Annotated in this window: 12 protein-coding genes and 1 pseudogene; 7 read left to right on the top strand and 6 right to left on the bottom strand. The window is 40.0% G+C overall.

Going from position 1 to position 12,863, the window contains the following annotated elements; translation table 11 throughout:
* Positions 1–101 precede the first annotated feature (101 nt).
* From ACIH2S_RS05750 to cdd, 3 genes are all read left to right on the top strand, one after another.
* Positions 102–569 (top strand): CidA/LrgA family protein, encoded by a 468-nt coding sequence (locus tag ACIH2S_RS05750; RefSeq protein ID WP_272534671.1) that lies wholly within the window; start codon positions 102–104, stop codon positions 567–569.
* Positions 569–1,264, top strand: coding sequence for a CidB/LrgB family autolysis modulator (locus ACIH2S_RS05745; protein WP_430248235.1), 696 nt, complete (start codon positions 569–571; stop codon positions 1,262–1,264). The genes ACIH2S_RS05750 and ACIH2S_RS05745 overlap by 1 nt, the downstream gene beginning before the upstream one ends.
* Before the next feature lie 179 nt (positions 1,265–1,443).
* Positions 1,444–2,340, top strand: a complete 897-nt coding sequence (gene cdd, locus ACIH2S_RS05740; protein ID WP_272534674.1) for a cytidine deaminase — start codon at positions 1,444–1,446, stop codon at positions 2,338–2,340.
* Between the two features lie 131 nt (positions 2,341–2,471).
* Here cdd and ACIH2S_RS05735 read toward each other — a convergent pair whose 3' ends face one another.
* The 4 genes from ACIH2S_RS05735 to ACIH2S_RS05720 form a co-directional block, all read right to left on the bottom strand.
* Positions 2,472–3,725, bottom strand: coding sequence for a hypothetical protein (locus ACIH2S_RS05735; RefSeq protein ID WP_036949694.1), 1,254 nt, complete (start codon positions 3,723–3,725; stop codon positions 2,472–2,474).
* 10 nt (positions 3,726–3,735) lie between these two features.
* Complete coding sequence (locus tag ACIH2S_RS05730) at positions 3,736–4,428, bottom strand: hypothetical protein (RefSeq protein WP_154633934.1); 693 nt, start codon at positions 4,426–4,428, stop codon at positions 3,736–3,738.
* Positions 4,429–4,454: 26 nt separating this feature from the next.
* The gene (locus ACIH2S_RS05725; protein WP_230082505.1) at positions 4,455–4,922 is read right to left on the bottom strand and encodes a hypothetical protein; all 468 of its coding nucleotides are present in this window, start codon (positions 4,920–4,922) and stop codon (positions 4,455–4,457) included.
* 143 nt (positions 4,923–5,065) lie between these two features.
* Positions 5,066–5,704 carry a hypothetical protein gene (locus ACIH2S_RS05720; RefSeq protein WP_196712263.1) on the bottom strand — a complete coding sequence of 213 codons (639 nt, stop codon included), beginning with the start codon at positions 5,702–5,704 and terminating at the stop codon, positions 5,066–5,068.
* A gap of 430 nt (positions 5,705–6,134) precedes the next feature.
* On the opposite strand from ACIH2S_RS05720, the gene ACIH2S_RS05715 reads away from it, so the two are divergent.
* The 4 genes and pseudogenes from ACIH2S_RS05715 to sanA all read left to right on the top strand — a co-directional run bounded on the left by ACIH2S_RS05715 (position 6,135) and on the right by sanA (position 10,886).
* Positions 6,135–7,832: an NAD-dependent malic enzyme gene (locus tag ACIH2S_RS05715; protein ID WP_036949699.1), complete on the top strand. Its 1,698-nt coding sequence runs from the start codon at positions 6,135–6,137 to the stop codon at positions 7,830–7,832.
* 168 nt (positions 7,833–8,000) lie between these two features.
* A pseudogene (locus ACIH2S_RS05710) lies at positions 8,001–8,891 on the top strand (rhomboid family intramembrane serine protease); the annotation flags it as partial.
* Between the two features lie 24 nt (positions 8,892–8,915).
* Positions 8,916–10,034 (top strand): hypothetical protein, encoded by a 1,119-nt coding sequence (locus ACIH2S_RS05705; RefSeq protein WP_320205292.1) that lies wholly within the window; start codon positions 8,916–8,918, stop codon positions 10,032–10,034.
* Between the two features lie 147 nt (positions 10,035–10,181).
* Entirely contained in the window at positions 10,182–10,886 is a 705-nt protein-coding gene (gene sanA, locus ACIH2S_RS05700; RefSeq protein ID WP_036949704.1) for an outer membrane permeability protein SanA, read from the top strand.
* Here sanA and yeiB read toward each other — a convergent pair.
* Together yeiB and folE are read right to left on the bottom strand one after the other, a co-directional pair.
* Positions 10,883–12,064, bottom strand: a complete 1,182-nt coding sequence (gene yeiB, locus ACIH2S_RS05695) for a DUF418 domain-containing protein YeiB (RefSeq protein WP_108479411.1) — start codon at positions 12,062–12,064, stop codon at positions 10,883–10,885. The genes sanA and yeiB overlap by 4 nt on opposite strands.
* A gap of 3 nt (positions 12,065–12,067) precedes the next feature.
* Complete coding sequence (gene folE / locus ACIH2S_RS05690; RefSeq protein WP_036949713.1) at positions 12,068–12,727, bottom strand: GTP cyclohydrolase I FolE; 660 nt, start codon at positions 12,725–12,727, stop codon at positions 12,068–12,070.
* Positions 12,728–12,863: the final 136 nt, after the last annotated feature.

Raw genomic sequence — 12,863 nt, 5'->3', positions numbered from 1 at the left:
TTAGTGAGCTCCGTTTTTTTATGGGTTTTTATTTGTGATCTCTGGCACAATTTTCAAGTTAATTGTATGATGAATGCCTGTCGAGTAATAGGACAAGTCCCATGTCATTAAAACAAGTATTGAACACCGGATGGCAATATTTGCGAGCCTTCGCAATACTTTACCTCTGCCTGATCATCGGAAATGTGATTTCCAAACTGCTTCCTTTTTCCATTCCCGGCAGTATTGTCGGAATGTTGCTGCTGTTTGTTTTGCTAGCATTACAGATAATCCCTGCTCACTGGGCAAAACCTGGATGTAGCATCCTGCTGAAAAACATGACGATTTTATTCGTTCCCATCGGTGTGGGGATTATGAATTATTATGATTTACTCAGCCAACAGATGATCCCGATTGTCATCTCTTGCATTGCCAGCACGCTCATTGTCATGATTGTTGTCGCAGTCAGCTCAAACTATATCCATAAAGAACGCCCAATCGTGGGTGTGAAGCCTGATGAAGTTCCTCTTCCTCCTGAAGAACCCATTTCTTCAACCATCGATAATGATAAAACCAAGGGGAAAGAGTGATGTTAGAACATATTTGGTGGTCACTACCATTAACTATCGTTGTTTTCTACTTGGCAAGAGCGCTGTCGATCAAGTGCAAATTGCCCATTCTGAATCCATTATTGTTAACTATCGCGATCATTATTCCGCTGCTGATCCTGACGAATACCTCTTATGAGCACTATTTTGCGGGCAGTAAAATACTCAATGATTTATTGCAGCCGGCCGTCGTCGCCCTCGCCTTTCCGCTCTACGAGCAAATGCACCAGATTAGAGCACAGTGGAAATCCCTATTTAGTATCTGTTTTGCTGGCAGTATTGTGGCGATGTTTACGGGGGCAACTATTGCACTGTGGCTAGGGGCTACACCGGATATTGCAGGTTCAATATTACCTAAGTCGGTCACAACACCAATAGCCATGGCAGTTGCCGATTCAGTCGGAGGCATCCCAGCAATTAGTGCCGCTTGCGTACTTTTTGTCGGGATTTTAGGGGCGATGTTCGGTCATAGCCTATTTGATGTTTTGCGTATTCGCACCCATGCATCACGAGGATTGGCAATGGGTACCGCTTCTCACGCCTTGGGAACGGCGCGTTGTGCAGAAATTAACTATATTGAAGGGGCTTACAGTTCATTAGCGCTAATGACCTGCGGGGTAATAACGTCTTTAATTGCACCTTTTATCTTCCCTGTCATTCTTCACTTATTTAGCTAAACTGAATCAATAAGAGAGGTCATTTACCTCTCTTATGCAAATTTCAGTGCAAAAACTTGAGATACATCTCTCATTTAATGAATTTGTTTCATTGATTGCATTCATGAAGTGATCGCGATCACATCCAATCACCCTATTAATTGAATAGAATGAAAACAATTAAATAGGGAGGGTTACTTATGCATTCAAGATTCAAGGCCGCTTGGGCCGAACTTCCAGAAAAGTTACAGTCTGTCCTAAAACCTATTATGGACAAACCTGATTTCTCAGCCATGTTAACCGCTGAGCAAGTAAAGCAAATTAAAGCTGAGAGTGGATGCACGGACAGTGAACTCGCTTTTTCATTATTACCTTTCGCGGCGGCTTACGCTGTCACACCAATTTCTCACTTTAATGTAGGCGCAATCGCTTGCGGGATCAGCGGTAATCTCTATTTCGGCGCAAATATGGAATTTAACCATGTTTCTATTGGTCAAACTATCCATGCTGAGCAATGTGCCATTACCCATGCGTGGCTAAAAGGCGAAAAGCAATTAACCTCTATTACCGTCAACTACACGCCTTGCGGTCACTGCCGACAATTTATGAATGAACTGCGTGAAGGCGGTAAGATCATGGTGCATTTACCAAAACGCCAAGTTGCTACGCTTCATGATTATTTGCCTGATTCATTTGGCCCATCGGATCTGAATATCACCACTTTACTTCTCGACAATGTTAACCATGGTTATCAAAACCAAAGTCGCGATAGATTGTTATCTGCTGCGGTTGAAGCTGCAAACCAATCTCACGCACCATACAGCGAATCTCACTCCGGTATTGCTGTGCAGCTAAAAGATGGCTCGCTGTTTACAGGCCGTTACGCGGAAAATGCTGCGTTCAACCCAAGCTTACCACCATTACAAGCTGCGCTAATTATGGTGAATTTAGCGGGTAAAGATATTCATGCTATTGAGCAAGCAGTGTTAGTGGAAAAACAAGATGCAACGGTGCAGCAGTGGTGTACAACAGAAAATACCTTGCACTCGTTAGGTTGCCAAAAAGTGGAGCGCATTTATTTGGATGAATCCATTTAAACGCTATTTCATTTAAATCATATTTAATTGAAAACAAATTAAATATTCAAAATTAAGACGGCGGTTATTACGAGTTTATCAACTACAATAACCGCCGTTTTTTATTAAAACGTTATTGAGTGTTAATAAAATTAAAATGAGAATCTGGATGATGAGCTGCTATAGCCACCACTGTAGTTAAATTCATGCATACTCGGGGCCTGAGGCACCCTAAAATCTCTATCAAACGAGCTTGATGAGTGGTCCATGGAAGACATATGGTCTCTTAAGCTATCAACGGTTCGATCCGTTTGACACTCACCTATTTGAAAATCATTTGGTCTATATACACTCACTGGGTACCCTCGGTGTTCTGAAGCCGTTATTTCAATTGGTGCATGATTATTGGAATAGCCAGCAAAAGGAATGTTGCCAATAACATCATCTATCATGGCACTATGTTTATTAACATTGGGGCTGTAATTGGCAGATGGGGAATTAAATAATCCGGTTTCTGGCAATATATAGGCGGGGCGTTCAAGGTAATATTCAGAAAGGCGATCAAAGTGTTCAAACTCTGTCTGACCAACCCAATCAGGTTGTAAATAATATTCATAACGACTCTGAGGTGGTAGATCCCAAAATGATAATCGATTTGTTCCTCTATCAATTAATGGATTTCCCGTTTCATACACAAGTGCTTGAGCATCATCCAGATCGACTTCTAATGTAGGTGATACAAAGAATCCATACGTATTTTTCAAACTTATCACGACACCATCAATGGCATTGTCTATATCTATTACTCTTCTAATCCAACTATGAATTTCGGATTTTTCACTTTCAGTCGCATCATACAAACCTTCATACATAATATTCATAGTACTTAAGCTTAACTCTATTTCCCTATCTGGCTCACCTACAGCATTCAATACCTTTTGCCAGTATCTCTCTTTATTTTCATAGCCTGGCATGACATTAAAAACAGGCTGCAAGGTCCACGCTTCCGCAGGTAACTTATGCATATCAAAAACGAACTCATGGAACCACATAACTTCTTCATGATTTATATCTCCATATATCTCGGTAACGCCATCCGTAAATCTATTTTGAAGTGTATATGAATAAAAAAAAGCCATATCAAAACGTATTTCTTCGAACTTCTCTCGACTAACTACAATGCCTTTTTCAATCATGATCTCTTCTAAGTAGTTTAATGCAAATTTACCTGAAAAAGAGTCACCTTTAACAACACTATTTGCTAGAACTGCATACCGATCCCCCTTACTCGCTAAATATTCATACATTAGTTCTGGCTTTCTGCTTAGAGTTAAAATTTTATGTGCCTTTACTGCTTCTCTTTTTGTTAATCTAAGATACCCTTGTCTATAATGTTTATTTTTCATATCTAACACCTTATAATTTTATATATTTATAAATAAATTTATTTACATCACCCATTATTTCATTCCACACATTTAAATCTTTATAATTTATTAATAATTTAATTTTAACACCAATTTCAGGAATCAAATAAACCGCATCGCATCGACTATAAACACCATCACCAGGTATCCATGCACAGTCAAATAAAATATTAATCGACTCTTTACCCCTCCCCCAATAATAACCTCTTTTATATTCCTTAAAGTGATTATGCTTATTATTGAATCTAAATATGACCTCATTAAAATAAAGCTTTAATTCTTCACTGTATGAGACATCCCCCTTATATTTTCCTTCACCACTATCAATATATAGATACCTTTTATATTCAAGATAACTTTTAGGATCACCATCGAGTGGTTCTATAGAAAATCTAAGTTTTTTATTTTTTTCATTTCCATTTTTATTAAAAGGCTTCATTTCAGGCCAGCTCATTATTAATGGCAAAACTCGAAAATTTGCATCGCAACCTTTTTTATTTTCTAAGAATCTTGGATCGAAATAACTATAACCTTCATATTCCGCGAAGGAGTAGACATAGTTGCTAGGCACTTCAATGACTGTATCGTTAAACCGCCCACAAACAAAACCGGGACGATTATCTGCCATCGATGAAGTTGAAATTAACAAGATAAATATAGAAAAAATAAATTTTATTGGCATATTACGCCTCCAAATTTTTCAAAAACTTATTTTTTATAACGAAAACTATCTTCAACCATCGTCATGGTTTTCTCAATTTCAATAACTAGGGGAATTTTCCTCATTCTCTTTAACCATCGCTGGCTTTTTTTACGTTTTTCAATTGAAGTGCTTTCTGCCTCAGCCTTCATTTTAAACCACAAATCAACAAATATTTTCTCCTCGGATTCCCTTTCGGAATTAGCGTTCATTTCCCTCCAAAATTTGTTTCGTTCATTTTCATCAAAAACATCATAAATATCAGCAAAAAACCATGCATCGCAGGGTAAATTCGCTGCTTTAAATCCATTTTCATTGATAATTTTAGCCTCGTTAAAATTAATTCTTTCCGTTCTAACCTCTACACCTTTATTTAATTCAAACCAAGACTTTAAGTAATTCGCATATGCCAATGCAGATTCATAATGGACTTTATCCATTTTTTCTTTTGACAATGGTTGTTTATATTCATCCATAGTCACTCTTATATATTCAAGTATAATTATGTTAAAAATAGATACACTATCTTTCTTAGGCTCCGAACCTATAGATTGAAAGGAGAAAAATAACAAAATAAAACATAACAATAATTTTTTATTTTGATGCCATATTACCCCCACTAGTCTCCCTCCATAATGTTAGCAAGAACAGCGTTAGTCCATATCTCACTAATTGTGTTTTCGATACTATTCATCACTGGCATTTTTCTCACTATAGATAACCAAGCTATACTTTCCTTTTGTTTCTCTGATGATGAATTTGTAGCTTCTCTAATCATTGAATACCATATTTTCATTAATACTGCTGTTTCTTCATTTCTCCCGCCTTTATTTATTGCATATAAATATCCTTTCCATATTACCTCACTATCTTTCTCATCTAACGCATTAAAAATATGACTAAAAAACCATGCATCATGAGATATGTTAGACCTATCCAGTGAATCATAGTAAAGTTTACTTGCTTCTTTATAATCAATTCCTTCATCAAAACATTTCTTATTTAAAATAATAAAACTATGAACAATTTTTCTATAATCCTGTTTTTTGTAATCATAATTTTTCATTAAACTTGAACTTTTCTTAAATTCAGCAAGATACATAAATTGTAATGCAATAAGAAACCTTGAAGGCTCTTTATTTTGATATTCGCCATAGGGATTACTATTTTCAATAATATTGTTTTTATTTACATCATTTGAACCATGACAAGCACATAGAAAGAGCATAAAAATAATTAACGTGAAATTCCTTATCATAAAAGCCACCAATCTTATAGTTTTATAAAAAGAAAATTAAAACTAAATGAATTAAAAACATGCGGCAATATATGATATATAAAAATATATTTAGCAGGATCAGCATCTACCGACTTACTGCACCATAAGTACTGATTTCTCACTGAACAGTTAAATTAATTTAACCTATAACAAAATGACATACTGCGTTGAAAAGATTGATATCCTGATAAAAACATCGGTGAACTTAAATAAGCGTGATCCACTCGTTGTAATGGTAAAACAGATCCCACCTAAAATTCCCTTCGGTGAATAATTTCCTTATCATATAAACCATAATATTCAGTAAAAAATTTAACTGTTTTGTAGCATTATTTACTGTACATATTTTTTGTTTAGCTTAGGATCTAACCTGACAGTTGCTTACTAATCGTCCGAAGAGTGATATTTCATGGAACATGAACACGAAACAAAACGTCCCCTATACATTCCTTATGCTGGTCCAATCTTACTCGAATTTCCTTTACTGAATAAAGGAAGCGCCTTTACAGAAGAAGAACGCGCTAATTTTAACTTGTATGGTTTACTGCCTGAACAAGTTGAAACTATTGAAGAACAAGTTGAACGTGCCTATCGCCAATTAATTGATTTTAAAACAGATATTGATAAGCATATCTACCTGCGTAATATTCAAGACACCAACGAAACCCTATTTTATCGCCTGATTGATGCACACTTAACCGAAGTGATGCCGCTCATTTACACCCCAACAGTGGGTGAAGCTTGCGAACATTTCTCTGATATTTATCGCCGTGCGCGTGGTTTGTTTATCTCTTATCCAAACCGTGAATACATCGATGACATGCTGCAAAATGCCACCAAACAAAACGTAAAAGTTATCGTTGTGACAGATGGTGAGCGTATTCTTGGTTTAGGTGACCAAGGTATTGGCGGCATGGGTATTCCAATTGGTAAATTATCCCTGTATACCGCCTGTGGTGGTATTAGCCCTGCGTATACCTTGCCAGTTGTTATTGATGTTGGTACTAATAACCCACAACGCCTGAATGACCCACTGTACATGGGCTGGCGTCATCCGCGTATTACTGGCGAAGAGTATGATGAATTCCTTGAAGAATTTATCCAAGCTGTAAAACGCCGCTGGCCAAATGTGCTGCTGCAATTTGAAGACTTTGCACAGAAAAATGCGATGCCATTACTAAACCGTTATCGCGATGAACTATGCTGCTTTAACGATGATATCCAAGGCACCGCTTCCGTTACTCTTGGTAGCTTAATTGCCGCCAGCCATGCGGCGGGTAGCAAATTGAGCGACCAACGCGTCACATTCTTGGGCGCAGGCTCTGCGGGATGTGGTATTGCAGAGCAAATTATTGCCCAAATGAAATCTGAAGGTTTGAGCGATGAAGAAGCGCGTGCACGCATCTACATGGTTGACCGCTTCGGATTACTGACAGACAAACTGCCAAACTTGCTGGATTTCCAAAGCAAATTGACGCAAAACAGCGCTAACTTGCAAGATTGGGATGTCAACAGTGACTCTATTTCACTGTTAGATGTTGTGCGTAATGCGAAGCCAACAGTACTGATTGGTGTTTCTGGTCAAGCGGGTTTATTCACCGAAGAAATCATCAAAGAGATGCACAAGCACTGCCCTCGCCCAATCGTGATGCCATTATCTAACCCGACATCCCGTGTTGAAGCGCGTCCAGAAGATATTATCAACTGGACTGAAGGTCAGGCATTAGTGGCAACAGGTAGTCCATTCCCACCGGTGGCTTATAAAGACAAAATCTTTGCTATCGCGCAATGCAACAACTCCTATATCTTCCCTGGTATTGGTTTAGGCGTGATTGCATCCGGTGCAAAACGTGTGACTGATGGCATGTTGATGGCAGCAAGCCGTGCGTTAGCAAGCTGCTCACCACTGGCACAAAAGGGTGAAGGTCCACTGTTACCACTGTTATCCGAGATCCAAGATGTTTCCCGCGTGATAGCAAAACAAGTGGCTAAAGAAGCGCAAGTTCAAGGCGTGGCGACCATGACATCAGATAGCGCATTAGATGAAGCTATTGAGCACAATTTCTGGAAACCAGAATATCGTGTCTATAAACGAACTTCATTCTAACTAATTGTAATTACTAAATTAAAGAGCACTTCGGTGCTCTTTTTTTATTTTCTCTGTTTTCTATATTTCAACATTGTCTGAAAGTATCCCGTTTCTATAACTTGCGATTGAGATAGCCGCCAGAGTTATTTAAGATGCAAACATAACCGGTTTACATAGGACTCGCTCATGTCAGAGCCAACCATACCTGAATCAACGCCGCCTGAATCTGCGCCCCAAAAAAATATTCGCAAGTTTTCCCTATGGGCGATAGCACTCACACTGCTTATTGCGATTCTTAATATTGGTGTCTATTTTTATCAGCTTAACTTTGCTGCACCACTTGAATCTCAGGAATACAATTTGTTGCTCTTCGGAGCAAGCGTCTATCAGCTTTCTCTCACCGGTGATTGGTGGCGTTATCCTATTAGCATAGTGCTACATTCCGGATGGTTACATTTAGGGCTAAATACCCTTGCCTTACTGGTAATTGGTATTGAATGTGAACGCGCTTTTGGCAAATTTCGTTATCTTGCAATCTATCTATTTGCAGGGATTGTAGGGTCGTTTGTCAGTGCAGCTTGGCAATACCAAGAAGCCTTAAACAGCGCAATGCGTCGCTTTGACATAATGTCATGGAGCAGCCTGCTACAGAATGATAATACCGTCTATATTACTGTCAGCTTGGGCGCGTCTGGGGCGATTATGGGTCTCGCCGCTGCATCAGTGATTGAACTCTTAAAACAGCTCAATAACCCAGACCTCACTAAAGACGCTCGCGATACCCTTAAGCGCCCTCTCTACAATATTATTGCCATGATTGCATTAACCTTAATTAACGGGATGCAATCGGGGGTGGATAATGCTGCTCATATTGGTGGCGCGCTTGCAGGTGCCGTAATTGGCTTTGCTTTCGTTCTCATTCCTGCCAAAAAGTACGTGTTAGATTTACTCGTTGTGTTAATCATGGGGGGAATTTTAGCATTCGTTATCCACCAGCAATCATTTTCGACTGATGAAGATCTTGTTGCTGAGCGTGAGTTCATCTTTCAAGAGCTAGATAAAGAGCTTAATTCAGCCAAAGCAGAGCAAGCTAAGCGAGTAATGGAAAAGGCTGCTGAAGAGGAGCTTGCATCACTCCCCGCCACACAATCTGAAGAGCAAGTTGCTGGTATTCAAATTCAAGCCCCTGAATTAATTGAACCGAGCTTTATTCTCAGTGATGATGCCCACCAGAGGATCTTTATCACAGACGAAGAAGCCAACCTAGTTAGCGCTTACTCTTCAGCCAAAGATGATTGGAAATTGCTGTTTACTATTCAGCTTCCATTACCCAAAAATGAAACAGGCTGTAGCTCTAATCGCTGCCGTGGAATGGGTGCCTATGGCGCAGCACTTAGTAACGATGGAAAGAAACTGTATGTTGCTTCGCTTCAACCAAACAGCGTGAGTGTGATTGATATCGACGCGCAAAAAGTAGAGGCCAATATTGAAACTAGCTTTTTCCCTCGCCAAATTTATGTGATGAAAAATAGCCCACGTGCATTTGTCACAAGCGGCGTAGAAAACAGTATCGCGGTGATTAACCTTTCAAATAATACCGTCGAGAAAAAGCTTACCTTCCCTGATAGCCAAGAGTATCAAGGTGCTTTCGGCGTTCAGATGCCAGCAGCACTGTCCCCCGATGAAAAACATCTAGCGCTGTATGATAATGTCACCCAAGCTGCCTATCTGTTAGATACTCAAACACTTACATTTAGTGCAAAACCTTGGTTTACGGTAGAGAATTATTATGATTCTGTTAGAGAATTTTATTTCACACCAGATAGCCAATCCATCTGGATGGTGACAGATACCCGCTTTATTCTCGCTCATGTCACAGCACCAACCTCGCCTATCACAGAATATCATTGGTGTGGAAATAATAGCGATATACAGTATGGTCGATATGGCATCAATACGGCGTTAACCCAAGCTTACTATTTGCCACAATACCCTAGTGAAGCCCAGGTTCCACTGGTCTCCACCAGCCTCAAGACATTGAATATCCAAAATGTTCTGCCGGTCCCAACAAATGGTGAATATATTCAAGGGATTGCTGAAACTGATAACGTTTGGGTGATCACTTACCCAAAATCATTTTATGTGGTTGATAAACAAAAATCCGTCGATAGAAACACCATCAGTCCATTACTCTGTTTTGGTGGACTACCGAACGAATAAACCAACATACGGCATCTTATTGTTTTTCAATTCGATGCCATATTGACACGATTTTACGTTACGCGACTTGCGTCACGAAATTAAGTCAAGTAGCCTATTAATTGTTAGCACTAATTATTATAGGCATTAATTATTCAAGGCGAGGACATGAGGAAACGTCTGCTTTATGGTCTATTAATACTGGCAGGGATAGCTTTCGCCACTGTTATTTTACTCGACCGCTGGATCAGTTGGGAAACTGCACCCTATATCTATGAAGATGTAGAGCAACTGCCTGCCCGCGATGTTGGGATGGTTCTCGGCACATCTAAATATTATGCCTCCGGAGCCACTAACCTCTATTACACATATCGAATTAAAGGCGCTGCGGATGCCTATCATAGCGGTAAAGTAAAATATTTACTCCTGAGCGGTGACAACGGCGCACATAATTACAATGAGCCTATCGCCATGCGTAAAGACCTCATCAAAGCGGGCGTTCCCGCCTCAAAAATTGTGCTCGACTTTGCAGGTTTTAGAACCTTAGACTCCGTAGTTCGTACGAAAAAAGTGTTCGATACTGATAACTTCACCATTATCACCCAGCGTTTTCATTGCGAAAGAGCGCTATTCATTGCTAAGCACAAAGGGATTGATGCCCAATGTTTAGCGGTACCTACGCCGGAAGGCATGTTTAAAGTGCGGATACGTGAAGTGTTTGCCCGCTTAGGTGCGCTTGCTGATCTCTATATTCTCCAGCGTGAACCTAAATTTTTAGGGGAACAAGAATCCATTCCTGCTCCAATAAAAATGCCTGATGGCACAAAGGGCTATCCAGCAGTTACCCCTGATGAACTGAATAAACTCAATTAATGTTCAGATGGTGAATGCCGATTTAAAAGATAAAAAAGTTTATCTGTCAGTTGTCGCCAACACCATTCCACTGGCCCTTGCTCAAAGAAGCGCAACCAGCAATAAGAAAACAGCAAGTTAGCACACCAAATGGGTGGAATGAACGCTAACAACTCCACTCGGGTAAACTGATAAAAGTAACCCAAATGATAAAAAATAGTGGTACAAATCAGTGTTTGAAGTAAGTAATTACTCAACGCCATCCGCCCCACATTTTGCAAGGCTTTCGCGAGCACACTTCGGCTAAATATCCCCCAAAAACCATAAACTAGCGCAATATAGCCCAAAGACTGAAACGGCACCGCTAGCTCATTAATGATATAGCCAACAATCGAGGTATCAAAATAACGCCAACCAAAAAGGCTTTGAACATACAGAGCCACTGACTGGATAGCTACGGTGGGGAGGATTAATACAATGGACATTCGACGATAATGCTGCTCAGTAAACTGCCCTTTTAGCCAACCATTTTTCAGTAGCAACGCCCCTAGGATCATCATCGCAACCAGTTGCCAGCCATACTGAATAACCAATAACTCAACCATCATCGCCACTTCACCTGTGCGATATGCGATCCCCGTCATTCCACCAATGCGATGTTGCCAAGCATCAAGAAACGCTTGGTCTGCAGTGATCTGCCAAAAACTGGTATCCACCACATTACTGCCGATGGCAAATAAAATAACCAAACCAATCAAATAGATAGAAATGGCAATTTTGAACAATGTGGAAGCCGCATAGTGTGGCAACACCATTATCACAACCAGCCCCGTCAAGGAATAGGCGAGAAGAATATCCCCATCCCAAAAACCAATTCCATGAATCAAGCCAATAATCGCTAAAACAATCAGTCGGCTACGTTGCCATAATATTGAGCGATAACTTAGCAAGCCTAATGTGGCACCAAAAAGTAAGGAAAAAATTCCCAGAAACTTCCCTTGAAAGAAAAGATTAAAAAATACCCAAACCGCCGCATCAGAGGATGATACTTCGGGGGTGTAATAGGGATTAAGATAGGCCGCTTGTGGTAAAGCAAATCCAAAGATATTCAGTAATAAAATACCGAGGATAGCAATGCCACGTACTGTATCAAGTTGCCCGATACGGCTTTTAGGGGCAACTGAAACGGTTGAGGTCATAAATTAGAGATGGCGAACCGCACGTAAGAATTCTTGACGTGTATTTTGGCTAGACTTGAACAGCCCACCCAATGATGTGGTGGTTGTTGCACTGGTTGCATCACGTATACCACGAGCTTTCACGCAGTAATGAACTGCATCAATAGAAACCGCGACATTCATGGTGCCTAATAACGTTTGCAGAGCTACTAAAATTTGCTGAGTTAAACGTTCTTGAACTTGTGGGCGCTGTGAGAAAAACTGCACAATACGGTTGATTTTCGATAAACCAATCACTTTATCTTTAGGGATGTATGCCACAATCGCTTTACCATCGATCGTCACAAAGTGGTGTTCACAAGTACTGGTCAGAGTAATATCACGCACAGTAACCATTTCATCAACATTCATTTTATTTTCAATTAATGTGATTTTTGGGAAGTTTGCATAGTCAAGGCCCGAAAAAATCTCATCCACATACATTTTTGCGATACGGCGCGGGGTATCCGCTAAGCTATCATCGGTTAAATCTAAGTTCAGCAACTTCATAATTTCGGTCATATGCCCTTCAATCAGTTGCTTACGATCCTCACCGGATTTTGGTTGAATACGTAACGGGGTTTCAAGCCCTCTTGCTTCCAAAGCAGCATGAACTAATTCGGCCTCTTTACTCAGAGATGACATAGGATCCTCCACAGATGGTATAACGCTATTTTTATAAAAATGCAGGTGTGCGCGGTACTCTAAAGCAGCAAGTGCAGATAATCCAGTAATACATCTATCAACAGCATGAAATATTTGCAGGTTATCGCGCGACTCG

It is taken from the genome of Providencia lanzhouensis, from assembly GCF_050469745.1.
Taxonomy (GTDB): Bacteria; Pseudomonadota; Gammaproteobacteria; order Enterobacterales; family Enterobacteriaceae; genus Providencia; species Providencia lanzhouensis.
The sequence above is the reverse complement of the archived record's forward strand: the minus strand, read 5'-3'. Positions and strand labels throughout refer to the sequence as shown.

Excerpts from the sequence above, each read along its gene's own strand:
- ACIH2S_RS05750 (WP_272534671.1), top strand. The coding sequence starts at position 102 with ATGTCATTAAAACAAGTATTGAACACCGGATGGCAATATTTGCGAGCC.
- ACIH2S_RS05745 (WP_430248235.1), top strand. The coding sequence starts at position 569 with ATGTTAGAACATATTTGGTGGTCACTACCATTAACTATCGTTGTTTTC.
- cdd (WP_272534674.1), top strand. The coding sequence starts at position 1,444 with ATGCATTCAAGATTCAAGGCCGCTTGGGCCGAACTTCCAGAAAAGTTA.
- ACIH2S_RS05735 (WP_036949694.1), bottom strand. The coding sequence starts at position 3,725 with ATGAAAAATAAACATTATAGACAAGGGTATCTTAGATTAACAAAAAGA.
- ACIH2S_RS05730 (WP_154633934.1), bottom strand. The coding sequence starts at position 4,428 with ATGCCAATAAAATTTATTTTTTCTATATTTATCTTGTTAATTTCAACT.
- ACIH2S_RS05725 (WP_230082505.1), bottom strand. The coding sequence starts at position 4,922 with ATGGATGAATATAAACAACCATTGTCAAAAGAAAAAATGGATAAAGTC.
- ACIH2S_RS05720 (WP_196712263.1), bottom strand. The coding sequence starts at position 5,704 with ATGATAAGGAATTTCACGTTAATTATTTTTATGCTCTTTCTATGTGCT.
- ACIH2S_RS05715 (WP_036949699.1), top strand. The coding sequence starts at position 6,135 with ATGGAACATGAACACGAAACAAAACGTCCCCTATACATTCCTTATGCT.
- ACIH2S_RS05705 (WP_320205292.1), top strand. The coding sequence starts at position 8,916 with ATGGAAAAGGCTGCTGAAGAGGAGCTTGCATCACTCCCCGCCACACAA.
- sanA (WP_036949704.1), top strand. The coding sequence starts at position 10,182 with ATGAGGAAACGTCTGCTTTATGGTCTATTAATACTGGCAGGGATAGCT.
- yeiB (WP_108479411.1), bottom strand. The coding sequence starts at position 12,064 with ATGACCTCAACCGTTTCAGTTGCCCCTAAAAGCCGTATCGGGCAACTT.
- folE (WP_036949713.1), bottom strand. The coding sequence starts at position 12,727 with ATGTCATCTCTGAGTAAAGAGGCCGAATTAGTTCATGCTGCTTTGGAA.